The sequence below is a fragment of the Vibrio sp. Isolate33 genome (assembly GCF_022397895.1).
GTDB lineage: Bacteria > Pseudomonadota > Gammaproteobacteria > Enterobacterales > Vibrionaceae > Vibrio > Vibrio pomeroyi.
Genome location: NZ_JAKEUP010000004.1, coordinates 250474 through 274780, shown reverse-complemented (window position 1 = coordinate 274780; position 24307 = coordinate 250474). Strand labels below are relative to the sequence as shown.

At 42.7% G+C, this 24307-nt stretch carries 37 protein-coding genes and 2 pseudogenes; 4 read left to right on the top strand and 35 right to left on the bottom strand.

Features of this window, described 5'->3' with window-relative positions:
- Positions 1 to 76: 76 nt before the first annotated feature.
- From L1D37_RS09965 to L1D37_RS09955, 3 genes are read right to left on the bottom strand one after another with little or no spacing between them, the layout of a single operon-like run.
- Positions 77 to 526 carry a GyrI-like domain-containing protein gene (locus L1D37_RS09965; RefSeq protein WP_239847810.1) on the bottom strand — a complete coding sequence of 150 codons (450 nt, stop codon included), beginning with the start codon at positions 524 to 526 and terminating at the stop codon, positions 77 to 79.
- A gap of 47 nt (positions 527 to 573) precedes the next feature.
- Positions 574 to 807, bottom strand: coding sequence for a hypothetical protein (locus L1D37_RS09960; protein ID WP_239847809.1), 234 nt, complete (start codon positions 805 to 807; stop codon positions 574 to 576).
- 8 nt (positions 808 to 815) lie between these two features.
- The gene (locus L1D37_RS09955) at positions 816 to 1067 is read right to left on the bottom strand and encodes a Rho-binding antiterminator (RefSeq protein WP_176681244.1); all 252 of its coding nucleotides are present in this window, start codon (positions 1065 to 1067) and stop codon (positions 816 to 818) included.
- Positions 1068 to 1279: 212 nt separating this feature from the next.
- Between L1D37_RS09955 and L1D37_RS09950 the strand changes: the two genes are divergently transcribed.
- Positions 1280 to 1645: a cytochrome c gene (locus L1D37_RS09950; protein ID WP_239847808.1), complete on the top strand. Its 366-nt coding sequence runs from the start codon at positions 1280 to 1282 to the stop codon at positions 1643 to 1645.
- 118 nt (positions 1646 to 1763) lie between these two features.
- The gene (locus tag L1D37_RS09945) at positions 1764 to 2942 is read left to right on the top strand and encodes a BamA/TamA family outer membrane protein (RefSeq protein WP_239847807.1); all 1179 of its coding nucleotides are present in this window, start codon (positions 1764 to 1766) and stop codon (positions 2940 to 2942) included.
- Positions 2943 to 2976: 34 nt separating this feature from the next.
- Here the strand turns inward: L1D37_RS09945 and catB are convergent, their stop codons facing one another.
- From catB to L1D37_RS09925, 4 genes are all read right to left on the bottom strand, one after another.
- Positions 2977 to 3603 carry a type B chloramphenicol O-acetyltransferase gene (gene catB, locus L1D37_RS09940; protein ID WP_239847806.1) on the bottom strand — a complete coding sequence of 209 codons (627 nt, stop codon included), beginning with the start codon at positions 3601 to 3603 and terminating at the stop codon, positions 2977 to 2979.
- Positions 3604 to 3696: 93 nt separating this feature from the next.
- On the bottom strand, positions 3697 to 4428 hold the full coding sequence (locus L1D37_RS09935) for an SDR family oxidoreductase (RefSeq protein ID WP_239847805.1): 732 nt from the start codon (positions 4426 to 4428) through the stop codon (positions 3697 to 3699).
- Positions 4429 to 4531: 103 nt separating this feature from the next.
- Entirely contained in the window at positions 4532 to 4924 is a 393-nt protein-coding gene (locus L1D37_RS09930; protein WP_239847804.1) for a nuclear transport factor 2 family protein, read from the bottom strand.
- A gap of 36 nt (positions 4925 to 4960) precedes the next feature.
- Positions 4961 to 5677, bottom strand: a complete 717-nt coding sequence (locus tag L1D37_RS09925) for an HAD family hydrolase (protein WP_239847803.1) — start codon at positions 5675 to 5677, stop codon at positions 4961 to 4963.
- Positions 5678 to 5942: 265 nt separating this feature from the next.
- On the opposite strand from L1D37_RS09925, the gene L1D37_RS09920 reads away from it, so the two are divergent.
- Positions 5943 to 6275, top strand: a complete 333-nt coding sequence (locus tag L1D37_RS09920; protein WP_239847802.1) for a PBPRA1643 family SWIM/SEC-C metal-binding motif protein — start codon at positions 5943 to 5945, stop codon at positions 6273 to 6275.
- Positions 6276 to 6513: 238 nt separating this feature from the next.
- Here the strand turns inward: L1D37_RS09920 and L1D37_RS09915 are convergent, their stop codons facing one another.
- From L1D37_RS09915 to L1D37_RS09900, 4 genes are all read right to left on the bottom strand, one after another.
- Complete coding sequence (locus L1D37_RS09915) at positions 6514 to 6912, bottom strand: VOC family protein (protein WP_239847801.1); 399 nt, start codon at positions 6910 to 6912, stop codon at positions 6514 to 6516.
- 155 nt (positions 6913 to 7067) lie between these two features.
- The gene (locus tag L1D37_RS09910) at positions 7068 to 7586 is read right to left on the bottom strand and encodes an adenylate kinase (protein ID WP_239847800.1); all 519 of its coding nucleotides are present in this window, start codon (positions 7584 to 7586) and stop codon (positions 7068 to 7070) included.
- Between the two features lie 236 nt (positions 7587 to 7822).
- Positions 7823 to 8209 (bottom strand): DUF4440 domain-containing protein, encoded by a 387-nt coding sequence (locus tag L1D37_RS09905; RefSeq protein WP_239847799.1) that lies wholly within the window; start codon positions 8207 to 8209, stop codon positions 7823 to 7825.
- A gap of 194 nt (positions 8210 to 8403) precedes the next feature.
- Positions 8404 to 9312, bottom strand: coding sequence for a LysR family transcriptional regulator (locus L1D37_RS09900; protein ID WP_176681255.1), 909 nt, complete (start codon positions 9310 to 9312; stop codon positions 8404 to 8406).
- 190 nt (positions 9313 to 9502) lie between these two features.
- Between L1D37_RS09900 and L1D37_RS09895 the strand changes: the two genes are divergently transcribed.
- Entirely contained in the window at positions 9503 to 10462 is a 960-nt protein-coding gene (locus tag L1D37_RS09895) for an NAD(P)H-dependent oxidoreductase (protein WP_239847798.1), read from the top strand.
- A 113-nt stretch (positions 10463 to 10575) separates the two neighbouring features.
- Here the strand turns inward: L1D37_RS09895 and L1D37_RS09890 are convergent, their stop codons facing one another.
- The 24 genes and pseudogenes from L1D37_RS09890 to L1D37_RS09775 form a co-directional block, all read right to left on the bottom strand.
- Complete coding sequence (locus L1D37_RS09890; protein ID WP_239847797.1) at positions 10576 to 11073, bottom strand: DUF6653 family protein; 498 nt, start codon at positions 11071 to 11073, stop codon at positions 10576 to 10578.
- Between the two features lie 29 nt (positions 11074 to 11102).
- On the bottom strand, positions 11103 to 11558 hold the full coding sequence (locus L1D37_RS09885) for a DUF302 domain-containing protein (RefSeq protein ID WP_086715639.1): 456 nt from the start codon (positions 11556 to 11558) through the stop codon (positions 11103 to 11105).
- A 179-nt stretch (positions 11559 to 11737) separates the two neighbouring features.
- The gene (locus L1D37_RS09880; RefSeq protein ID WP_239847796.1) at positions 11738 to 12742 is read right to left on the bottom strand and encodes a S66 peptidase family protein; all 1005 of its coding nucleotides are present in this window, start codon (positions 12740 to 12742) and stop codon (positions 11738 to 11740) included.
- Between the two features lie 89 nt (positions 12743 to 12831).
- Positions 12832 to 13278 (bottom strand): annotated as a pseudogene (locus L1D37_RS09875) (GNAT family N-acetyltransferase).
- A 117-nt stretch (positions 13279 to 13395) separates the two neighbouring features.
- Positions 13396 to 13653 (bottom strand): hypothetical protein, encoded by a 258-nt coding sequence (locus tag L1D37_RS09870; RefSeq protein ID WP_239847795.1) that lies wholly within the window; start codon positions 13651 to 13653, stop codon positions 13396 to 13398.
- Between the two features lie 197 nt (positions 13654 to 13850).
- Positions 13851 to 14249, bottom strand: a complete 399-nt coding sequence (locus L1D37_RS09865) for an OsmC family protein (protein ID WP_239847794.1) — start codon at positions 14247 to 14249, stop codon at positions 13851 to 13853.
- 76 nt (positions 14250 to 14325) lie between these two features.
- The gene (locus L1D37_RS09860) at positions 14326 to 14907 is read right to left on the bottom strand and encodes an HD domain-containing protein (protein WP_239847793.1); all 582 of its coding nucleotides are present in this window, start codon (positions 14905 to 14907) and stop codon (positions 14326 to 14328) included.
- Positions 14908 to 14967: 60 nt separating this feature from the next.
- A complete protein-coding gene (locus L1D37_RS09855; protein WP_239847792.1) occupies positions 14968 to 15375 on the bottom strand; it encodes a GNAT family N-acetyltransferase in 408 nt (135 codons plus the stop codon).
- A 42-nt stretch (positions 15376 to 15417) separates the two neighbouring features.
- On the bottom strand, positions 15418 to 15834 hold the full coding sequence (locus tag L1D37_RS09850; RefSeq protein ID WP_105024963.1) for a VOC family protein: 417 nt from the start codon (positions 15832 to 15834) through the stop codon (positions 15418 to 15420).
- Between the two features lie 132 nt (positions 15835 to 15966).
- A complete protein-coding gene (locus L1D37_RS09845) occupies positions 15967 to 16515 on the bottom strand; it encodes a hypothetical protein (RefSeq protein WP_239847791.1) in 549 nt (182 codons plus the stop codon).
- Between the two features lie 58 nt (positions 16516 to 16573).
- Positions 16574 to 17185, bottom strand: a complete 612-nt coding sequence (locus tag L1D37_RS09840; protein WP_239847790.1) for a LysE family translocator — start codon at positions 17183 to 17185, stop codon at positions 16574 to 16576.
- A 58-nt stretch (positions 17186 to 17243) separates the two neighbouring features.
- Entirely contained in the window at positions 17244 to 17588 is a 345-nt protein-coding gene (locus L1D37_RS09835; RefSeq protein WP_176681266.1) for a hydroxylase, read from the bottom strand.
- 38 nt (positions 17589 to 17626) lie between these two features.
- Positions 17627 to 18103, bottom strand: coding sequence for a GNAT family N-acetyltransferase (locus L1D37_RS09830; protein WP_239847789.1), 477 nt, complete (start codon positions 18101 to 18103; stop codon positions 17627 to 17629).
- A 34-nt stretch (positions 18104 to 18137) separates the two neighbouring features.
- Positions 18138 to 18503 (bottom strand): VOC family protein, encoded by a 366-nt coding sequence (locus L1D37_RS09825; protein WP_239847788.1) that lies wholly within the window; start codon positions 18501 to 18503, stop codon positions 18138 to 18140.
- A gap of 56 nt (positions 18504 to 18559) precedes the next feature.
- The gene (locus tag L1D37_RS09820) at positions 18560 to 18913 is read right to left on the bottom strand and encodes a hypothetical protein (protein ID WP_239847787.1); all 354 of its coding nucleotides are present in this window, start codon (positions 18911 to 18913) and stop codon (positions 18560 to 18562) included.
- A gap of 181 nt (positions 18914 to 19094) precedes the next feature.
- Positions 19095 to 19451 (bottom strand): hypothetical protein, encoded by a 357-nt coding sequence (locus L1D37_RS09815; RefSeq protein ID WP_239847786.1) that lies wholly within the window; start codon positions 19449 to 19451, stop codon positions 19095 to 19097.
- Between the two features lie 67 nt (positions 19452 to 19518).
- Positions 19519 to 19854, bottom strand: coding sequence for a 5-carboxymethyl-2-hydroxymuconate Delta-isomerase (locus L1D37_RS09810; RefSeq protein WP_239847785.1), 336 nt, complete (start codon positions 19852 to 19854; stop codon positions 19519 to 19521).
- 60 nt (positions 19855 to 19914) lie between these two features.
- Positions 19915 to 20349, bottom strand: a complete 435-nt coding sequence (locus L1D37_RS09805) for a GNAT family N-acetyltransferase (RefSeq protein WP_239847784.1) — start codon at positions 20347 to 20349, stop codon at positions 19915 to 19917.
- Positions 20350 to 20442: 93 nt separating this feature from the next.
- Positions 20443 to 20859: a GNAT family N-acetyltransferase gene (locus tag L1D37_RS09800; protein ID WP_239847783.1), complete on the bottom strand. Its 417-nt coding sequence runs from the start codon at positions 20857 to 20859 to the stop codon at positions 20443 to 20445.
- Positions 20860 to 20934: 75 nt separating this feature from the next.
- A pseudogene (locus L1D37_RS09795) lies at positions 20935 to 21855 on the bottom strand (alpha/beta hydrolase).
- An 88-nt stretch (positions 21856 to 21943) separates the two neighbouring features.
- Entirely contained in the window at positions 21944 to 22375 is a 432-nt protein-coding gene (locus L1D37_RS09790) for a DUF2000 domain-containing protein (RefSeq protein ID WP_239847782.1), read from the bottom strand.
- A 74-nt stretch (positions 22376 to 22449) separates the two neighbouring features.
- On the bottom strand, positions 22450 to 22899 hold the full coding sequence (locus L1D37_RS09785) for a DUF3291 domain-containing protein (RefSeq protein WP_239847781.1): 450 nt from the start codon (positions 22897 to 22899) through the stop codon (positions 22450 to 22452).
- A 137-nt stretch (positions 22900 to 23036) separates the two neighbouring features.
- The gene (locus tag L1D37_RS09780) at positions 23037 to 23858 is read right to left on the bottom strand and encodes an NAD(P)-dependent oxidoreductase (protein ID WP_239847780.1); all 822 of its coding nucleotides are present in this window, start codon (positions 23856 to 23858) and stop codon (positions 23037 to 23039) included.
- Between the two features lie 92 nt (positions 23859 to 23950).
- Positions 23951 to 24304, bottom strand: coding sequence for a tRNA-binding protein (locus tag L1D37_RS09775; RefSeq protein WP_239847779.1), 354 nt, complete (start codon positions 24302 to 24304; stop codon positions 23951 to 23953).
- Between the last annotated feature and the right edge of the window lie 3 nt (positions 24305 to 24307).

Sequence of the window (24307 nt, the reverse complement as noted above, 5' to 3'; positions counted from 1 at the left end):
GTTACACAGAAGAGCCGCTCATACTGAGCGGCTCTTTCTTACCATTAACTTTTCATGAACTATCGACAAGCAAAAATTATTGAATCGCTATCGAAATCTCGACTGCCGTTTCACCTTTGTAAAACTCAAAATCAGTCGTGTAAGTTCGCGCATGTGGACAATCCGGTGCGTTGAAATAAGCCCACACTTCTCCCCATAAATCGATAACCGCTTGTGGCAGTTCACCTTCTGCTGAGAATGTTAGGAACTTACCTGCTTCGATATTGGTTTCAACTAGGTTATCTAAATTGTTATCGGTAAGCGCATCGGTACACGCGATAACATCAAACTCGCCCGTAAAATCTGACTCGTAATTGGTGTAGACGCCATACACCTTTGAATCCGGTGTCAGCTTGGGAAAAGCTTGCTCGAAAAACCCTTGCCATAATTGGCCTATCTTCGCCTTTGCTGGGTCAACTTCGTTAGTGTTAGTCGTTCTTACTGAAAAACCGTATGCCTTTACGGCTTCAATCGTTTCTACTTTCATTTGTTTAATTCCTTAACCAATGCAACTGTCATCGCCTTGAAGCAACTCTAATCTTGTATCTCTTTATGACCACATTTTTCACACACAAGGTGGCGAGAAAACTCATCCATTGAAGCGATAAATGGCCCAAGAAACCAGCCTTTTACGACTCCCGCCCAAAACTCACGTCGCTTTTGGTTCGGTTTACCTGCAAACGCACTTTCCTTACGCACCAATATAACAACGTGTTGTGTCTCTTCACGGCATTCGATGCAGTAGCATTGTTCGGTTGTGTGGTTCATATAGGCACCTAAGACTTTTTAAAGGAGATATGTTGAAAGTGAGGATTATCAACACAAACTTCGAGTTCTGAAATTTCAGTTAACACGACAAGTTCTTCTCGACCTTCGACACTGACCTTAATGCACTCTTCTTTTGCGTCGTTGCGTTTTGTATCTAAGGCGACACACGTCAACGGCTCACCAGATTTCATTGTGAGTTTGATTGGGTATCGGTGCATACACACAATCTCAATATAATCGTAATCATTGCAACTAATCATAATAATTCCCCCATTTATTCACCACGCTAATGCGACATGCTGTACTATGCAAACTGTTTATAATCAATCGTTTACTCTAATCACATTGATGACATTTTCTTAAGGTAAACCGGCTTTTTATCAGAAGCTTAAACGCCCTTTACCCGTTCACGTTTCTTCTACGAGTACCTACTTATTCTTTAGCTGTTGAATAACAATAAGAGAATAGAACAATGAAAAATATGAACCATTTACATCTGTTAGCTGCCTTGGGGTTAATCGCGTCGATGATGACATTCAGCGCAAACTCAGCGTCACTTGAGGATGCAAGTCACTTTGCGAATGGCAAAGCCAAGTATCAGACGCTTTGTATGGTATGTCATGGTGATAAGGGTTTAGGTGACGGCCCAACTGCGGCCTCTTTACCACACAAGCCTGCCAATATTCCGAATAAACTTGGGCAGCTATTCACGACTAAAAACTCGTTGGTTGATGACATTTTGGAAGGCAATGTAGAAGAAGGTATGCCTGCGTGGCAAGGTATTATCACAAGGCAAGATGCACTCGACATTTTGACTTACGTAGAGTCCATTCAATAGTAAACGCTGTTCCATTCGCCTTTTGAACAGAGATCTTACTTAATCGCATTCGTTTTATTGCGCTATCTATTTCATTGATTACACTGAATTTAATGGATAGTGAATAATATGGAATGTTATGACTCTCAAACCTTTCGCGGCAAGCGCCCTTTTGCTTGTTTCTGCTACCACACACGCCGTTAGCTTTATCGATCAAATCGATGGCCACTTAGATATGGGCGAATACCTCGCTGAAAATGCCTATGGATTTTTGCCCGTTCCAATACTGATAACTGAGCCTGCAGTTGGATACGGTGGTGGCTTCACAGGTATCTTTCTTCATGAATCTGAAGAGCAAAAAAACACACGTAAAGAGCTAGCCGAAAAATCAATTGATGGTGGCGCTCAACTATTGACGCCTGCGATTACCGCGGTAGGCGGCTTTGCAACAGAAAATGGAACTTGGATGGCCTTTATTGGCCATAAACGCAGTTGGAAGGAAGACGCAATTCGCTACTTGGGTGGCTTAGGTTATGGCGATATTAACATGACCTTCTATCGTCAGAGTTCCTCCAACGCCCTTGCACCTCTCGACCCAAACGAAGGGATTGAATTAGGTTTGAAAGGTATGGGTGGAATCCAAAAACTCCAGTTTAGAGTCCCAGATACCCATTGGTTATTGGGTTTCTCTCAACAGTTCTTTGCACCAACCCTTTCGGTGAACAATCATCCTAAAGCACAAGAGATTCTAAGTAATATTGGGAACTCTTCACCGACCTCGTCCGGCTTGGGTTTGATTGCTGAATACGACAGCAAGAACAGCTTCCTTAATCCAACTCAAGGTTACAACTACGTTGCTGAATACCTTTGGTTTGGTGATGCTATTGGTAGTGATTACACCTATCAAACGTTTAATCTTGAAGGGCTCAACTATTGGGAATTAAATAAAGAGTGGAATCTCGCGTTGCGCGGCCAATACAAATCTCTGTCGACTAACGAACGTGTGCTTTCGCCTCAGTATTACCCAGACATCGACATTAGAGGCATCGCCCGAAATCGCTATCAAGGTGAGCATACCTTTGCTGCCGAAGTACAAGTGACGAAACAATGGACACCGCGTTGGTCAACAGGCGTATTTACTGGCATTGGTTATGCGGGAGACAGTGATAACGACATGTTCGACCAAAGCTCACACTCTGCGTACGGCGTTGGTTTCCGTTATCTCATCGCAAGGCGTTATGGTCTGATTTCAGGTATTGATTTAGCGTTCAGCGAAGAAGATACCGCACTCTACTTCCAAGTCGGAGCCGGTATCTAGCTAAATCACGGTTCAATGTACCGAACAGAAAGTATTAAGTGAAGGTCTTCCAATACTGGTACAAGCCGTCGATATCAGAAGAGCACATCAAGGTCATAGCACCTTTGATTTGCTCTTCGCTCCAATCCCACCATTTCATTTCTAATAACTGTGTAATTTCTGCTTCGCTAAAACGATAACGAATGTGGCGTGCAGGGTTCGAACCGACAATCGAATATGGTGCGACATCTTTGGTCACAACCGCTCTACTTGCGATAATGGCTCCGTCACCGACCTTAACACCACTCATGATCATCGCTTCTGTGCCAATCCACACATCGTTACCAATCACGGTATCACCAGAGCGCTCAAAGCCGTCTAACGCACCTTCAAACTTCTCGTCGTCTTGATAGAAAAACGGGAAGGTACTCACCCACTGGTTTTGATGTCCTTGGTTGCCCGCCATCATGAACACGGCACCTGAGCCAATCGAGCAATAACTGCCGATGATTAACTTATCGATGTCAGTTCTATCAGGCAAAAGATAACGCGCACAATCATCAAAGCTGTGGTTGTGGTAATAACCTGAGTAATAGCTGTGTTCGCCCACAATGATGTTTGGGTTAGTCACTTGTTCTTTGAGTGACTTGCCAACAAATGGGCTTTCAAAATAGTTTTTCATGTTTGTACTCTTAGTTTCGTTCTTTTAGTTAGGTACTTTTGTTGCTTGTTTATGGTTTTAACGGGTTTGTTTTAGTGTAAAGGTCAAAGTGCCCTATCGACCGCCAGCAATATCGATAAATGAGCCTGTCACATACGACGCTTCGTCTGACAGTAACCAAGCAATTGAGTTAGCCACTTCTTCTGGTGTACCGCCTCGTTGTAACGGTAACTGCGAAGCTAGTCTATCGACTCTATCTGGCTCTCCGCCGTCGGCATGCATCTCAGTGTAGATACAGCCTGGTCTAACACCGTTAACGCGAATATTACGCGCAGCCAGTTCAAGAGATAATCCTTTGGTCAATGAATCCATCGCGCCTTTAGACGCTGCGTAATCCACGTATTCAAACGGCGCACCCGTTCGTGAAGCTGCGGAAGAGACATTAACAATCGACCCTGCACCGTCGGCTTGTTTGATAAAGGCTTTACTGCATAAGAAGCAACTCGAGACATTCGATTTCATGACCTTTTCAAAGCGATCTATCTCGATGTCTTCTAATGCTGATTGAGTAAACAAGATGCCAGCGTTATTCACCAAGTGGGTAATAGGCCCAAGCTTGTGACGGGCAATTTCGAACAGGGATTTTACGTCCGATTCTACCGACACATCGGCACGCACACAGATAGCCGTTCCGCCCTGCTCACGTATCTCATTCGCCAGTTCATCAGCTCTTGATTCGTTGTGTATGAAGTTGACACACACTGCATAGCCTTGTTTTGCTAATAGCTTCGATGTAGCTGCACCAATGCCTCGGCTTCCGCCTGTAACGATTACGACCTTGCTCATGAAACCTCCTAACTCGCTGACTTTAATTTATCTCATTGTTGTTATGCACATACTCTATTGTGAGCTTCGTGTTATTTTATTTGGTGTTCTGCATTTGACCTTGTTACTTGAGTGATTCAGAGCTCACTATCTGAACCCACTTTACACGCCAGTCTTGTGCAGCAAAGCCATCAGGCCAAAACTCAGTTTGCTTTTGGATTAAACCATCAACAACCGTGTGAAAGGTAATCACGCGATCATTTAGTACACTATCCGTCACTGATACATCGGTCACGACTGTATCGCCCTCGCAAACAATCGAGTTCAGCTCAAACTTCCAAACCCCATTCGCTGGGTATTCAGAATTGATTGCTGTGAAATTATCACGCCCTACCGTCAATTCAGACGACTGAGGCCAATAGCCTTGAAAATCTTCCGCTAGCCATTCGGCCGCTTTGGCAAAGTCATTGGTGCGCATTGCATCCCAAAACCCTAATACCACATCTTTTGATGTCATTATTCTTCCTTAAATTATCGAGCTCGTGAAAAACGATTAAGCATATTTACCAATGATCATTAAAAGATCATCGACATTATTAGCAATGTAATCGGGTTTGGTTTGCCAGTTTTCGGGTTCAGAACGGCTATAACCCGCAGCTACAGCAATAACTTTTGCTTTATCGCCAAGTGCAGCTTCGATATTGCGTGCGAACTGTGTGTCCGCTTCATGATCACCGATATACATCAAACAGAATTCATCGGTTTGCGCTTCACCAAAGATATTTTCAACACACTTGATACCACCAAATGGATGCGGTTTTTGGTTGCCATTTGACACGTCGTCATAACCAACAACCGATTTAAACAAATCACCAATGCCATAACTGTCGAGTACACCACGAATGTTCAATTGAGAGTTTTGAGAACAAATACCATGAGGAAGATGGGCGAACTGGCTAATCACCGCTTCCATGCCATCAAACAGTGCAACAGGTGTCTGGTTTTTCTCTTGATGCTCAGCCCACATTCCACCAGCGACCAACATTTCATCATGTGACATCCCGTAGTAATCGACATAAAGGGCTTGCCAGTTTTTAGCACCGTGGTTGGCTTCGTGATAAAGCGCCTCGCTCAACAAATATTTCGGCAAATTATCACCCGACAAATGTGGCGCAACCACTGAGATAATGTCTTTGGTTATTGCGATATTCTTTGGAACGGAATTAACTAAGGTTCCATCGTAATCCCACAGGATGGCATCTAACTTCATATACTATCTCTTTGTTTAAATTGACGATTTGAATTTATCACTCAAAACCCTATTGAGGGAAATCTTATTGTCTCCAAATTCAAATTTAATCCAAACTCAACCCAAAATAGACACGTCATCGAACAACACATCAATTGGATCAGAAAGCCAAACAGGCTTTGTTTACATCACTGCTTTATCAATTGGAATATATGCGTATAATCCCCGCTTCATTGCGCTATCTACGTTAAAAATAGCGCCATTCAACATTTTTAATGAGTACCCCATGTCGAAACTATTTTTCAAAGGCCGTATCGAAACAAGACACAACCACGTTCTTGCTGGCTACAATGTAAACCGCGATGTAAAAGCGGGTACTGAAGAATCTCCAATCGCTGCAATGGTTCAAACTGAAGCTCGTAAAGCAGAAGTTGAGACACTGGCTGCTGAACACGCTATCTTCGTTAACGTAACGGTAGATGCAGAGAAAGAAGAGAACACGATTGAGCTTGATACTGTACTAAACAAGCCAAAAACAATGACGTTTGAAAAAACGCCTAACCGTAACGATCCATGCTCTTGTGGTAGCGGTAAGAAATACAAGAAGTGCTGCGCATAAGCGCTTTGAACTGAAGAATTTAAAAACGGACCAGTCGCAATGTCGGTCCGTTTTTTTATACGTTAAGAAAGTTGTTCCGCGTAAAACAAACTATTAAGCGTCTGACAAACTAAAGTCACTAAACTTGGCGAAATTAGGCGTCGCCTTACTGCCACTGAACGTATAAAGCATCACACCCTGTTCACTGCCTACTAGCGAATCAAACGTGATCACTTCCTGCCATTGCTCTTTTATCGGTCTATGCGCCGCTCCAGAAAAACTCTATACGAATACCACTTGGGTCATAACACATCAGATGTTTTGCAGGGCCTTCTCGAACCAATTCAGGGCCAAACTCAACTTCGATACCTGAGTTCGTAAATTGCGCATGTAGCTCATTCAAGTGACCCTCAGTTTCAACAAACAACGCTAAGTGGTGTAATCCTACATTGGCTTTTCGATCAAACTGGACTGGGGAATCAACCTTTGAACCCCACAGTGTTACCATAATATTTCCATCACTGACGAAAATAGCTGGGTAACTTGGATTCCTTTTTACCTCGACCCATCCTAATTGTTCAACGAAAAACTTAGCACTCTCTTCCAAATTTGAAACGGTCAGCCCTACGTGATGTATACCTTTAGTTAATGCTGTCATATCTACTTACCTGTTCAAATGTTCTATCAACAAATTTAAGTTAAGCATTGATTTCAAACAATACCTTTCAACTGAATGACTTGTTCAACTTATTCGAATAACGAATAACGAATAACGAATAACGAATAACGAATAAGTCTAACTACACTCAGTGGTCATTGACCAACGTGTTGGCGTACAAAGTTATTCAACTCAGTCACACTCGTGATGATGTACACCTCTTGATCTTTGGCTCGTAATTCTAAGCGTGCTCTGAAGTCTTCATTCCAAAATTTAGGGCACAGTTTTAGTGTCTTGTAACTTTGTATTGTCCCTTTCACAACTGAACTCCCTTCAGGCCAGCCTTCTGGTTTAACAAACAAACCTTTCAGCATGCGTTTGGTCACGAACCAATAGCTCAGCGGATAAGGAAGGTCGATATAAACCAAGGTATCTGCCGCGTCTAAGCGCTTGTTAAACGAATCTAGCGGACCAAAGCCATCAATGATCCAGCTATCGGAACTCAGTATGCTCTCGTGTGCTTGTTCAAACTCAGCACTATCAACGAACTCGCCATTCGCTTTATAAAAGATGGAGTCTAACTGGTGAAGCTCTAGTCCAGTTGCTGCTGCGAGTGCCTTACTGACGGTAGATTTGCCACTACCAGGCTTACCAAATACCGCTATTTTCTTCATATAACTTCCTTCTTTGAGATAAAACCCATAAGGCAGATACGAAAAACCCACCTCATGGGTGGGTTCGATAAATAAAGCGCATCAAAAATCCCACCTTTCCTAAGGAATGATGATAATTCGTTGGTTAAGTTGCGCTAAATTCATGTTCATAAGATTACTTTTATATATCGTCGTGTTGTTGTCAAACCGACAAACAAATTAATCGACCGGTTTAAAACTCTGACGAACTGCCTTTATTATTGAGACTTGGCAATAATGTCATGCCCGTACGAGTTATCGATTGAACATAACCAAATACCATCATCGCCCTTATTAAATACATACGTCGCTTTCCGGACAAACTCAGGGTGATTCGGCGCAGAAAGCACAGTGTTTGCCAATACCAATGCGGTGTCACCTGTTTCAAGGATTTCCATACCGTCTTGTTTCACTTGCAGACCGTTCTTGAAATAAACAGCAATCGCCTCGAAAGCAGTACGAATCGCCGCTTTGCCTTCGGCATTTTTGCCAGGCTCAACAACCAAAATTGCATCATCGGTATAAATACCAAGTAGTGTGTCAAAATCTTCTGCAACGATGGCATTGTCAGCTTTTCTGATTTGTTCGATTATCGGGTGAGTCATAACTTCTCCATCTTTATCAAGGCATGTGAATATGTAAACAACATTAATTAACATACTCCATCCTGTTGGAGATACAAAGTCAGAGTTGAGTCAGAAAGTAATAATGACCCGAAGTGAGTCTCTCGTCTTTTCTACTTTCAATGGTCGTACTACCGGTTGATAACGACCGAAGAAGAAATAGATAGCGACATTAATTAAACGGACTTTCCTAATAGCTTTTCGTATAAGAAATCGATCAGAACCCGAACTCGACGCGCTTTTTGCGTGTTGCGATGAAAATATAAATAGAGACCGACATTGTCACTCCAACAATGCTCTAGTATTGGGATCAATTCACCGGACTTAAGCTCGTTTTCCACCATAGGTTCGAGCAAACGACCAATACCAAGCCCTTTCTTAGCAGCGTCGATCATTATATCGGTATCATTTACTGTCATCGCGGTCTCAACGTTTACGTGCACCGTATTTTCATTATCTATGAGTGGCAATAACGCGAGCTTATTCGACGTGATAAACCGATATTGAATCAACTTATGCTGTGATAAGTCATCGATGCTTTTAGGCATTCCATGCTTTTCTAGGTAACTTGGCGATGCAAACAAGGCTTCTTTTAATCTTGGTGTGATAGGTTTCGCTATCATTCCCTCTTCGACTTTATCTCCGAAGCGAATACCTAAATCAATCCCGTTTTTTAAGATATCGACAGTCGCGTCAGAAATCGAAATCTCCAACTGAATGTCTGGATAAAGGAGACAGAATTCAGCGTAGATAGGCTCTATCCACTGCTTATAAGCAAAGCGCGGAAGCGTAATCGATACATGCCCTGAGGGATTACGACTAAGATCTGCGACGCTCTCCATCGCAACATTCAAGTCGCTGATTGCATCGACGGTTCTTGTATATAAGGTTCTACCCGCTTCGGTCAGTTCCACTCTTCTGGTCGTGCGAATAAACAAAGGTAAACCAAGCTGTTGTTCGAGTGCTTTTAAAGATTGACTCACCGATGCAGGCGCCACCTCAAGCTGGCGTGCGGCTCCAGAAATAGAACCCTCACTGACAATGGCATGGAACATCGTCAGTTGGTTGTATGTCGCTCCCTTCATCGTTTAATACCTACCGTTTTATTTAGTCGACGCTCGTTATTCAATAGACGTCACTTCATTCAATATAGCTAACTTACCAAAACCTATTATTAAGTGTAGCCTAATAGTTATTTAGCTATTCATCATCTAAAACTTACAACGAAACACGCTTATGATTGCTCCATCAATTACGAACAATGAGACAGCCACCATGAGCAAAACACTTGTTATTTCAGGCCACCCTAACCTAGCTGAGTCACACACCAATACGTTAATCATCGACACATTAGAAGCAGAGATGAACGATGTGTCGGTTCGACGTTTAGACACGCTTTACCCAGATTACAAAATTGACGTCGAAGCTGAGCAAGCTGCGTTAGTTGAAGCCGACGTGGTTGTGCTGCAGTTCCCGTTCTACTGGTACTCTGTGCCTGCATTATTAAAGAAATGGATAGACGATGTGATGACCTTTAACTTTGCGTTTGGCCCAGAAGGAAACAAACTAAAAGGTAAAGACTTCTTCCTCTCTTTCACGGTAGGCGGACCTAAAGAGTCTTATGACCCTTTGAGCTACAACCACTTTGCGATTGAACAGTTCATGTTCCCATTACAACAAACCGCGTACCTTGCGAACATGAACTATCACGCTCCGGTTTACACGCATCGTATGGTGTACATCCCTAACGTGTATAACAAACTCGAAGAGGTTCAAGCACGCGCGAAAGACCATGCATCTCGTCTAATGGATCAATTCCGCAGCGTTACTCAATCGGGTGAGCAACTGGTTCGCAAGTTTGTATCAGGTTGGTTTGAGCAGTTAGACACACTACCAGAGCAAGACGCGCAGTTTATTCCGTCACTCGCATCTGATGTCGTGTTCAACATGCCAGAGGGCAAATTTGTTGGTCACGCAGGCTTTAAAGACTGGTATTCAATCGTACGTTCGACCTTCAAATCAAACTGTTCTCATGAAATTGAACAATTAGAGGTCAAGCCATTGGGTTCGCAGTATCAAGTGAGCCTGCATGTAAAACTTAAAGCAGACACATACCCAGACTCACCAATGAAAGGTGAAGCCGTGGAGCTTGTTGTGAACGAAACTTGGTTGGTCTCTGTTGATGACAACAACAGCGTGAAGATTCACGAATATGAAGTGGTCGCGCTAGCTTAGATCTTAATTCAAAGAACAATCTAGCGGTCAATGAATACAATGGGACAGCAGTGAGTGATAGCTGCTGTCCCTATTACCATTATTTTGAGTCACTCATTGAATAACGTAGCCCGTTAATATTCCCAAGCCTTAAATTGAGCGTTCGACGCTTTCATGTCATCAAACAGCCACACCATTCGATCTAAGAACCACAGCTTAAGTACCAAAATCCAGAAGTTGCCGAACGCGATAAGCCACAAGTCATTGAGGTACAAACCATAAAACAAGATTGGCAATCCCGGTGCCATCGACGTGCTGATCACGCGAACCGCCGTTAAATGATGTTGTGGGATATCGAGCTCTGCTTTGTCTAAGTATATCCGTTCACCAAATACCGCTTTGGATGCCCAGTTGCTTGTGCTTTTGGGCACACCAAACGCTCTTGGGTTATACCAAATCCAAAACAAAGCCAAGCCGATGAGAAGTATGGAGTAGAAACCAATATATTCTCTCGACCAAATGGCTAGTGAGAGCAAAGATAAGCAAGGAACGCGAGTATATACACTGAGTGGATTCGAGTGACGTGCCCAGCTATCTTCACTCATCACCATCATCTTTTCAAAAAACTTCATAACAGCACTCGCGCTTTACATTCACTTGGTTACTTTTTTGCAATCGTAGCTTCGGATAGCTTGCTAAGAACACCTGAAATTTTCTTAATCACTTCATCACAACCGTTAATTGCGTGACGGTTTAGTAAGTAATTAGGATCGTTGTAAGATAGCCACACTTTCTTGTTCGCGTCTTCACTTACCAACACCTTCTGCGGCAAATCAATAGCGACCTCTTGAGCACATTGCATTAATGGCGTGCCTACTTTTGGATTACCGAAAATAATAACTTCGGTTGGTCTGAGTTCGAGGTCAACGTTACTCGCGTTTTTCTGATGGTCGATTCTCGCAAACAATGTTAGGCCTTTGCTTTTCGCTATCTCTTCAAAGCGGTCAGCTGTCTCTTTCACTGAATAATTACTTTGGTACTTTATCAAACCGTCAGAAGCGGCGACTGAAAAGGATGCCGAAAGTAAAATGGCGCATAGGGGTAGTAGTTTTTTCATTGTTACCTCTGAGATTTAACCTAATTAAACATACGTTTATCGCGCCATCTTAACGTCGTGGCGTAACCTTCCTCAGTATAGACTTGTTTCAAATATCAGTTTGCTGAGAGGATCACCTTTCTAATGCGTCTTATTATCATGCAATTGCTTGTACCCAAGTGTTCTACTACTTCGAGATATTAAGAGTTAGAGACCCAGGGCCCATATAGCTCAAAGGTATGCTCATCAAAGTCAATCACACCTTGAACACCAATAGGTGTCACGAGCATTGGATGTGTGTGACAACTGTCAAATCCAAACAGTATCGGAATGTCTTTTCCATTTAGAACTTCGAGAAGTACGTCGAGTGGCGTACGCCCTGTCCCTTTGTCGTCAAACAACTCGTGCTTTCCGAGAACGATAGCGCCCACCTTATCGAATACGCCACATACCAATAAGTGAGCAAATGAACGTTCAACCGTCTCAATACCTTTTAATGAGTCTTCAATTAAGAGAATATCGCCATCGCGAATTTCCGGCATGTATTGGCTACCCCATATCCCAGCCATCGTGCTCAGATTACCGCCAATCACGCGGCCACTTACCTTACCATTACCGATGAAATACCATTCGTTTTCATAGGCGGGTTTGGCTGAGTTTTGTGTCTCCCAATCGTGTTTGATGTCCGTCCATACCTTGGGCATGGTGTGTTGATGTTGGCTCGCGCTTGAACATAAAAAGTCACTAAATGATTTGAAGGTTTCGTCGACTAACGGCGGGAACTCACCAAATGATGCGACCAGTGCCGGGCCATAGAAAGTCACTAAACCCGTTTTGGCATAAATCGCCAATAACAATGCGGTGACGTCTGAGTACCCGATGATGATCTTCGGATCCTTTCTTAGTGCCTCGTAATCAATATACGGCAGTAGCGAGTTACTGTTATTGCCTCCAATCGTCGACATGATGCAGCGAACTTCAGGATCTCGAATCAGTTGGTTTAACTCTTCGGCTCTTGCTTGAATAGAACCAGAACGATAACAATCGGACTTCCCCGTTAATGAACCTTCGACCAAGGCGAAGCCTTTCGCTTCCAGATAATCTTTAGCGCGAGCAAACCTATTGGGAGCGAACACAGTCGCAGGAGAAGACGGTGAGAAAAATCCAATTTTGTCACCTATGTTTAAAGCCTTTGGGTAAATCACTTCCTTTGTCCTCCATAACAATAAGGAACCGCTATTTTAATCTTTCAGACTCGTCATTTTTTAATGCTAGAACTTATTTGTAGATGTTCTTAGAGTTCGATATAAAGTCTCAACATGTCTTGATGTTGAATGTCATTTTCGAAGATTGGTTCTGGATAATGGTCGATGAAATGATTCTTGATGACTGAATCGACTTGAAAGCCTGCTCGTTGATAGTAAGTAAGTTGGTAACCAAATGTACCCGTCCCTAATTCAACGCGCTTAACGTCATGTTGGGCGAGCTGCTTCAATGCGAAGTCCAACACCTTTGAGCCGATACTTTGCTGTTGATGTGCAGGGCTTACTGACACATTGAAAATTTCCGCGACATTTTCACCAATGAGCTTAACAACGCAGACACCAAGAACTTGATTGTCTTGCTTGGCAGCCTAACACCATGACTCATCCAAGTATGACGCGATATTGGCCTCTGATGGATCAGCTTCAAGTAACAATGCCATTGGAATTTCACGTGGCTCAAGTTCTACATATTCCATTTAAACCTCTAAATGCCTGAACACTCACATAGTCAGGTTACTGTAATCTAAGAATCTGATTACTAACAGGTTTAAATCAAAAAAACACGCTCTGTGATAAGACAAGCTTAACACTTATCAATGCCACGACTTAGTGCCACACTTCTCGCATTGGTATTGTGCTTCTTGATCAATGAAGAAACTTGAAGCGTGCTTGTAATCTTTAAAAAACAGCGTCATCAAATATTCTATCAAGATTCCAATCTTCCACTGCCTCGCTTCTGATTCAGCTTCCGCTTTTGTTTCAGAATCTGAACGACTGGCAGGTACGTGTGGGGTCAATGAATGACAGGTTTCGCAATGGTATGGGTGCTTAATGTACTTATTATCAATCATTTATATGTACCAACTAATATTTATAAAGTTGATTGCATGGTAACAAGTAATCGTTGGAGACTCTAACTTATTATTTGACAAGGAATTTTTATCAGAAGGTTAAATTGAAAGGAGCAGACACACGGTACTAATACCATGTGTCATGAATCTATTATTGTTACGGGTTAATCGAATTAATGAGCGTCGATGAGTCAGCGTTAAGCTACAACTTCTACAGAACAAGTGATCTCGATTGTAGGTTGAAGCATCAAACAAACATGACAGTGCTTGGCAACAGCTTCTTGAGCGGCTGAAAGGACATCGCTTTCTGACACACCCTCCGCCTTCACAGTAAAATGTAAATTCGCCGTTTTGTATAAACGAGGTTCGTCGTCGGTTAACGTATGTGTCACCGAGTTTTCTAAAGCCTCGACTTCGAATCCTTTTTCCTGCAACAGTAAAACGACATCTGTCGCACTGCACCCGCCAAGCGCTGACAGTAACACTTCAGTTGGACACGGAGCGGTATTGCTAGTGGCATCGATATCAAAACTGAACCCGCCTTCTGTTGTGACTTTAAACTGACACTCACGATTCCACTGAACTTTGATACTCATAAGTTATTACTCACTTATTAATTTACGCAATATTGGGTTAATTAGAGACGCTTCTAGCCCCAAGTTACATTCGAACCTACTTCAGTAACCCTTGTTCTGTTGCCGTTTCGAGCTGCACCTCGAGTTCACTCCATAGCGCCTGACTGCCCTTAGAAATGCGCTCACCGTTAAAAGTCATTACCTTATCTTTGGATATGTTGTGCTTCTTCCAGCTATGACCACCACCATGGATGTTATGAAGTAAAGGTGGCACTCTATCAATCGCTTTACCAAATCGAGCTTCTGGTGACTCTCCCGCTTCGAATTCAAGCCATAGTTCTAAATACTCGGTTCTTAAAGCGCTAGGTAATGACTTAAGTAGGCGCTCAAGGCAGTTTCTCTCTTTGAGTTTGTTTTCTTCAGTCTCACTGGCGTATATGATCGTGTCGCCTGCGTCGATTTCCCCTAGGTCATGAATCAGAAGCATCTTCATCACTCGCGTAATATCGATTTCTTCGTTGGCATAGTCTTTCAACATAAGCGCGCTTAAACAGACGTGCCAACTGTGCTCAGCCGAATTTTCATATCGATCCAATCCAACCGGTTTCGTCTGTCGATAAACATCCTTTAGCTTTTCGATTCCAGCCATGAACTGAAGAATGCCTTTGATTTCTTCCACGATGATCTTCCTTCACTTGAGTTGAGATAGGTAAACGGTGAGCGCAATCAGACAGAGTCGTTAACCCCACTGAACCGCCATTTTGTAATAAGAGATACCCGACTTTTCGAATTCACTTCCCTCAACCGCCATCCCAAACCTTTGATAAAAACCTAATGCAGAGGTTCGAGCATCACACCAAAAATAACTTACATTGAACGCTTGCAGGTCTTTGATGGCATGTGCGATAACCTTAGAGCCAACACCCTGCCCTTGGTATTCAAGCAATGTGGCGAACTTACGTAGCCTCGCTTGTTTCCCTTGAACGTAAACAGACGCAACACAAACCAATTGTTCATCAATATAGGCGCCGTAATGCAACGCATGCTCATCGCCTTCTACTGCACAAAACGACATTGGTTTGCTTGGCCAGAGGACTTGATGACGAATGGGCAGCACCTCAGCCGCTGAAATTTTGGTTATGTCCATGTTGCTCCGATACCATTTAGTGTTGGCTTGTAAGATTCAGGCTTATCGATTCGCCATTGGGTGATCTGGGTTTAATTGCAGAAGATCCCATAGGTTTCCATAAAGGTCTTCGAATACCGCCACAGTGCCGTAGGCTTGCTCTTTCGGCTCTCGGACAAATTTGATTCCCAGAGAAACCATACGTTCATAGTCACGCCAAAAATCATCGGTATTTAAGAAGAGAAACACACGACCACCAGCTTGATTGCCGATAAAGTCCAGTTGCTCGGGCTTGGATGCTCTCGCCAATAATAGGCTCACACCGTGTGAATTGGGTGGCGCAACAACAACCCAACGCTTATCTTCTTCTGGCAAGTAGGTATCTTCGATAAGCTCAAACTTGAGTTTGTTAACGTAGAAATCTAGGGCTTCATCGTAGTCTTTTACGACAAGTGCGATATGGACAATATTTTGTTTCATGACGTACCTTGTTAAGGATTAAGCTAACACAAAATGATGCCACGGCTTCTATTAATATTCTAGAAATAGGTTCCTTAATACAGAGAAAAAACTACCCAGCGAATTGCTCAACACAGGCCGTATTGCGTTGCATTACAAGTAATTGGGCGCATTGTTGTACGCTTCCAACTCGATCGGCGCCTCACCGTAACCAAACACCGCTAACTGCAACAAATACTTCTTAGTAAACGCCTCTATCCCAAGATCTTCTGCCTGTTTTACATGGATCAACTCATGAGCAAGCAACAACTTATCTCCTTTGGCCCGATTCGCAATCCAAATACCATATCCGAAAGCCGTCCCCGTAAAATAAGGAGAACCTAAGCCCAACCTTTGCATCTGAAAACGTAGCGACTCATTTTCAGGTAATGGCATTTGATCGACATAAAGAACGCGTATTTTTTCTGGATGTTGGATACCGATGTCGCGTGCAATTTTTAGATATTGGGGGCGTAAAGGCACACCTTGAGACAAAGCGATTTGCTCATGCTTTTTCACATACTTTATCGAAAGCGGATAATACGCGTCGATCTGTTCAACAAGGTTAGCTGGTGGATTAGCGTAGATATCGGCTTTATCTTTACAAGCAAATAGAGCGAGTGATGCCAACAAGAAAGTTGCCGTTCTAAAACTAGTCTTCATATTGGGCGAGCTCCTTTCGTTTCCCGCAGTTAAGACCACACTACTCTAGAACATAACCTCATGACTTTGTTGCGAGTAACACCCCACATGTCGCCAAAAAGCCTCCTGATACCTTGTTAAGTAAAGTCTTAGCTGCTTGCCCTTGAAAAACTAAACTCGCCTTTGATGCCATACACGCATATATTCCCAACACACCACCAACAGAGAACGTTGAGATGACCAAAATAGTCGCTACATCTAGCGAAGAGAATGACTGCAGATCGATAAAGGCAGGAAAAAAGCCCATATAAAACAGTATCGCTTTAGGATTTGAAAGCGTCATCAAAACACCAACAATGACACTTGACGCTCTCGTTGTTTCTGGAGATTTTACTGATGAAACGGCATCACTTGAAGTCCATGTCGTATAAGCTAACCAAAACAGGTACGTAATTCCGATGTACTTGATGACCGTTGCCAATTCTCCCATCGCATTGGCTATGGCAGCCAGACCAGAAAGAGCAAGGAAGACAAAGATATAGTCTGCGATGAGCACACCAAATAAGACCAATAAACCATGTCGCCATCCATGACTGAGAGACCGAGATACCACAGCTAACACACTTGGTCCAGGTATGGCCGCAGATAGTGCCATAGCGAGAAACAGAGCGATACCAGATGTAATTGACATGTTCCCTCCTTAAAACAAATGCCACTTTATGTTTTAAACCTTTTGGTCAAACGACTAGCTACAGTTGCCAAAAACCAAGTTCAACGCCACTTTGAATGACAATGGCACACATTCCGTGACGTGGTAACTCCATTGGAGGTACTGCAACAACAGCTCCGAGCTTCTCTGCTGCATTCACCGCCGATTGAATATCTTCAACTAACGTGTAATGGCGTACAACAGGCTCTTCGGTTTCACGAAGCGGCCCTCTAATACCAATAACGCCACCGTTAGATAATTTGGCAGTGCGAGCGCCTCCAAGGTTCATATCGGCATCACTGAACTTCACGTTATAGATTTGAGAATATGTAGCGCAAACGGTATCTACATCAGGGGTTACAATCTCAAGGTATTGAACTTTCATCGGTTTTCCTTCTAATTCTCTATGTTATTCCGCTGTAGTTAGACCGCTTTAATTGCACCACGCATTATGAATTGAGGGCCAGCAGCCCCACCCAAATACTGAGCATTGGTATCTTCAAAGCCACCTTTTTTATAACAGTTAAATGCTGCGGGATTCTTGCAATTGACCGTTAAGTAAACCCAGTCATACTTTTCGTAATTTGCTTTAAGATACGGAAACAGAGCTCTTACTGTTCCAGTGCCGATCCCCTTACCTTGTTGGTTTTTATCAAGGACAAATGCTCTCAATCCAAGGCTTCCCTCTGGACAGAATTCATAGTGAGTAGCGTAAGCGATATCGAGTTTAAAGAAACCAACAACGTTATTATCAGACTTGATGACATGTAAATGTGTCGTGTCGCTACCATCTAGCAAAAACTCGGCTGCTGTTCCCGCAAATTTTACTTGGTCATCCGCTAACCGTATGTCGCGAACTGATGCTACATGAGAGTCGTTTAGCCTTTCGATAGTTATCATTGTTATTCCTTTTTATCTACCTGGTTGTCCATGATTAAGAAACGGTGTTAGTGCTAATGCCCCGTATTCCAATTAAGTTACCAAAAGGGTCTTCTACTTGGCACATAATGAGTCCGTCTTCGATCTCCATTGGCCCTCGATATAATTTCGCTCCAATGGATTGAAAACGCATAAGCGCTTTATCAAAGTCATCTACTGACCAATACAGCACCGTTCCCTTTTTGCCAAAACCGACTTTCTTATCTGCCTGAACAATTTCAATAGAGAAACCATTAATGTCTAGAACCGTAAAGTCGGAGTCTGGATGATAAATGGCAACAGCATCTGGAAAAGCCTTTTTGTACCAACATAACCCTTCCTCAACGCTAGGGACATGGATAAGAATTGCTATCGGGCTCAAGATCTTCTCCTAACTTACGTTACCAAAAATTAATTCCAACAAATGCGATTAGTAACCTACTCTTGAGAGCTCAAAGTGTACGTCACATGTCCTTCATCGGTTAGCGTGAAAGTCCATTCATTGCTCCCTTCGACATAACGAAACTGGTCTTCACTTTGCGTTGGTTCAACCATAGTTAGAAAACCATCAATCACAGCACTCTCTATAATGAATTGGCCATTCGAACTGTTGTTATCCAGGTCATTGGTAACCTCGATACTTGTTGTCGATTCTGGAAGAATATCTGGTAACCACCCTCTATCAAACAGGTTATCGCTTTTCGCTTCTGCATACGTTGCATATTCACTCGTCACTTGGTCGGAACAGCCGACCAACACCATTAAAGCTGATGCTAATAATATTGATTTCATATTTTTCATTTATTCGTTTTTATAATGCGGTAATTGATTCTGCGCTAGCCATAGCAACGAGTGCAGTACTCTGAACAGATAGTTCGAAGCATATGACCATGCTTCGGTAGGAAAGTGCCATGTGTTAATGGTCTATTAGAAATTTTGAATTGATTGATAACCTAACATCTAACTGGCGAGATCAAAACTCGTCACGTGTATCGCGAGAGCTATTGTCAGGAAAATTAAACTTGAGGAAGTTATCGCCTTCCAGTGTAAACAGCACTCGCCCATTTTCGACACCGGTTTCATTCCTATCTGAACAACCTAGAAAAAGCTCCCAATCAAATGAATACTCAAGTCGATATTGATTCTCGCTCACATGGACCACGTTTTTGATATTAATGCCGTTAACGACATGTGCCATTTCATCGATGTACGACAAATCCGGAACAAGTTTACTTTCAAACTCACTCGCAATTTCAGTTAAGAAATCGGTCAGCTCAGAGCATAATTCAGCGCCATCAACTGCAGGCTCAGATTTTCGGTCAAACAGCATTCACATGCTCCTAAGGCTAAATTTTAGTGTGAGTACAATGCCCAATTAAGGTCAGCGAATATAAGCGCTATACAATAACCTTGCTGTAGCTTCTTCGATCCATATCGACCACTTCTATCGTAATGGAGGCATCCACCAATGACAAAGACTCTAATTGCGTCATCACTGTGTTTGATAAGGTGGCTTTATGTGCATCGCTACGACCGGACAATATACGCAGTGTAACGTGAATAAAATCTTCTTTGGTTGTACCTGTTTGATAGTGCTCATAAGCAACACTTCGAACTTTAATGTCTCGTCCGTCTGCTTCAAATAAGCCGGAGTTCAATGCTCCTAAGAATACTTTGTTGTTCAGCTGATCCGGATTGATCGTAGAGGAATGTTCGATAATACAATGAGGCAAAACTAAATCCTTAAATACATACGATGTGAAGTGCCACCAGCACTTGGCGACACCAATTAATTAAACGTTATTGTTACTCGAGCTATTGTAGGAATACATGCGAACTTCATCTCTGGGAAACCATCCTAACTTTTCATAGAATTGTTGCGCGTTAATATTGTCGTTATATACGAACAAGTGTGTTTTGGGGATACCGAGCCCAGCAAGCGCATTAACCGCTTCCGATACGAGCTGACAGCCAAGTTTCTGCCCTCTGAAGTTGGTATCCACAGCTAGGTGTTGTAGGTAGCCTCTACGACCATCAGTACCCACTAATACAGCACCAACAATCGTGTCGTTAGATTCCGCGACAAAACTCAACCCCGCGTTACGTTCTAGATAGCTTGCAATGCTCTCTTTTGAATCAGCATCGCGAATGCTCATACCTTCAGTTTGACACCATAGGTTGATGACAGACTCATAGTCTTCGATTAGCATCTCTCGAATCTTAACCACTCCACTCTCCTTGTTTCGAGCAATATTTATTACCAGTATTTAATAACGCGCGACTTACTCTCTAACCTGTTACTGAACAAATTAGTCAGTAAGTTACCCGTTTAGCGACTTGGTGAGAAACGACAGTGATGAGTCTACTGGGTAATTCTCCAACACCATTTGGCATTCATAGCCATGTTTTTCATAAAAAGGCTTGGCTTGAAAGCTTAAGGTGTCGACAAGTGACGATGTACAACCTTGAGTTTGCGCGTACTCTTCAATGAGTTGTAGAAGCTTTCCTCCCACTTGTTTCCCTCTCATCGAGTCGTCGACCCAAAGAAACTTAATCAACAACCAATTACCCCAGAGATCAGCGATAATGCCACCGACTTTGTTATCACCTTCCAGGGCATAGTAACCCACTTGCGACTTAGGGATGCCTTCAAGAAATGGCGTGTTGTGTTTAATTAATCCACCTCGGACTTCGTTTATGTCCTCGTCCGATGGCTCAATATCGAGTTTGTATTCCATGCTTTTCCTCACTATTTCGTCATCAAATTACTCATTGAGGTTTAGTTCGCATTTAAATTAGCACTTAAACCGCTGTCAATTCGAATGTTTTATGTGACTCGAAATAGATTTAATACAACGCGTTGCTGACGCACTTACCCTAGAGAGCTGAAAGAAACCATGGATTACACCCAAATAAGGCTCATGTTGTGCTTCCACACCTTGAGCAAGCATCAAACGATAGAGCTGCTCACCTTCATCACGTAGTGGATCAAACTCTGCTGTAATGATCGTTGTAGTTGGAAGGCCGTGAAAGCTTGCTTTCAAAAGGTTAAGCTCTGGCTCATGCAATAAGTTAGACTGACTACTTGCGTATAATTTGAAGCCAGAAAGCAGCATGTTCGACGTAATAATATAGTCTGAACCGTTTTCCGTGTAACTGTTTGAACTGCCATTAGGGTCTAACATCGGATAGATAAGAATCTGCTGGCGCGGCAACCACGACTCAAAGTTCTTAAGTCTTAACGTCGTCGCCAAAGCTAATTGTCCACCAGCACTATCACCGACAAACACCAAATGGTCTATATTGCCACCATATTTCATCCCGCACTCCTTAATGCCGAGCACAGCTTGGTATACATCGTCATGTGCCGCTGGATAAGTATGCTCTGGTGCTAGTCGCTACTTAATGCAGACGACAATAGAGTTCGATTGAAGAGCTATTTGCCTTAACTGAACATCATGGGTTTCAAATCCGCCACTAATAAAACAACCACCGTGGAAGTACACTGTGATCGGTAAATTTGCTTCGCTCGTTGGTTTGTAGACTTTGACCTCAACGCCATTGATGACATCTAAAAATTCGCGTTCGACCTGAGGACTATCTCCCACCAAAACTGTACTGCTAATATAGCCAGTTCGTCTATCCTCTATCGATTGGCGTGATGGACAAGGTTTACCATTTAATTGAAACTCTTCGACTAGCTCTTTAATGCCAGCCTCTAAATACTTGGTCATTTTATTATTCTATGCTGAAAAATCAGCGGAATAATACACCCACACAAGAACATGTATATCCATACAGTTGCGATATGTGAGCTAGACTTTACTTATACAAGCTAAACTTCTTGGTAAATTCGCGGAGGGTTTCAGTGTCACCAAATAGGCATACACCTAAATATTCTAAATCTGCCTCTTTGGTTTCTTTCGTTCTATGTTGTTGCTCGACAGAACCACCTTCGATCATCGTGCTCGTGAAATCAGTGAATTTGATACCACGGTTAATAGCCTCTTCACGTACTTTTCGAAGCTTGTTCGAATTGTCAGCTTTCAAAACAATGAAAGGATAGTGAGACAAATTAGGGTGAATGCCATCATCCATATCTTGATAGTCAACGTAACAGGTTTCACCCTCGTTCAATTGATTAGACAAGCCAACACTCAAATGCCCTAGTACATTTAGCGTTCTTCCCAAATCCATCTTCTTACTTAAAACAGCAATAAATCGTTTCTGATTTTCATCCGGCAAAGTGCTCACTGCGTTCCCTTATTTGTTGGCGGCAATACATTAGCTTTATAACGTATTACTGAGGTGTAGACATTGCAAGTGCTTCATCTAGGAGCTTCTGACTCAGTAAAATTGGTTTTGAATGTAAACGCATAAGGCGAATCACCCATTTCTCTTAGGTGCTCTAACCGCTCAATCGCTTCATCAAGACTTGGAATGTGCTCATCTTCAACCCACCAAAGCACATAGGTGTCTTCCGCTAAGCGATGAAACCACTCACCCTTTCTACGCATGAAGTCACGGTGATGAGTTCTAAACATAAAGTTCTTTAAAGAGTCTACTGAATCCCAAACCGACATATTGACGATCATATTCGGGTCATCGAACGCTTTAATATTGGTTGCATCACCAGATTCGTCTTTAAGACGCCAGACAAAGCCTTCACTGCTTTCAGCGATGCCATTCACCTGATCCAGGTTATCAACAAAATCTTTGATTTCCGGTGCATCTAAAGGGTATTTCGCTAGAGCAATATTTAACTGAGCTAATTTCACAATGCTTCTTCCTTGAATGATTATTATAAAAATAGAGAACGCTGTGATAAGCAATAACCATTCGCTAATCTCAGTTCCTCACTGATGCTTTACACCGTAACACGAAAGCTAAATTGATTGTTTTGTTATTGATTTCATTACATCCAACTTTTTATGTAGTCGCTGATAAGTTCATTGGCTTTGAAAAAAGGGCTAATTGGAACTGTGAGATTGAGTTGTTCAATATCTAAAGCCTCACAGCCATTTAAAGCCTCGAATTCAACCCAAGAACATTCATCTACTTTTCGAATCACGTTTGATTCTAATAAAAGTAGAGCAAACTGAGCTGGGCTGTACCCTCTAGTTTCTGCAATAAAATGCTGCTTTTCTGAGGTTTGCTTTTGCGCTAACAACAAATAGAATTTGGCGATGTCATAGACGTGGACGTATTGATTATACCCTTGGGATGGGACAGCGACCTTAACGGTTCGATTTGCATACGATTCGATGATTCGCTTTAATTGGCAATTGTCACCGCCATACACCAAGCTCGGGCAGTAAACGATATTCCAATTAGCCTGAAGCACGGAGTGTATTGTTTCCACGTCTAACTCAACGGCCTTTAAAGGTTTAAGCCTAAACTCTTTAAGGTCTTGTTGAGATGCATGACCAAACAGCCAAACTCCCGATGTGTGGATCTTTATCGCACCTTCAGACGCAAATCTATCAAGCTGTTTGAGCAAGCCATGTTCAATGTCTGCGATTTCAACTGGCGAAAATTCTGACCAGTGAGGGCGTGCGCAATTGATAACCACATCGAAGTAATCTTCATAATCTGCGGATAGGTCTTTGATGTAATCCGAACAAGCGACAATGCCTTTGTCCCTGCTGTATCTAAAAACTTCAAAGCCACTGTTTACGAATGCCTTCGTAATGTGACGACCAATATAACCCTTGGCACCTGCTATTAAAACTCTCATTCATTCCCTGAACTTAATATTACTGTGACGCCCTGTTTACTGGTAAATCAAGGAGCACAAACGCCAAAGATTACGATTCACTACTGTATACCTTACCCTGCTCTAGCTCCGTTTGGCATATCCGTTTCTGGGCAAGCCAAGCATGGTTGCAGTTTGTCTTCGTAGCCGATGTCGAACAACATTCCTTGAGACACTTCACCCGCCATCTTTCTTTCAGGCAAGTTCACAACAAACAAAGCTTGCTTACCTTCAATTTCCTTCGGGTTTTCTCGTTCTTGCTTTATACCCGCCAAGATTGAACGTTGATGATCGCCAAAATCTACTGTCAGCTTCATTAACTTATCGGATTTAGCGACTTCAGAAACCGCGGTGATTAAACCCACACGAATGTCGATTTTCGCAAAATCATCAAACGTGATCTCATCTTTGATTGGAGCATGTTCCATATT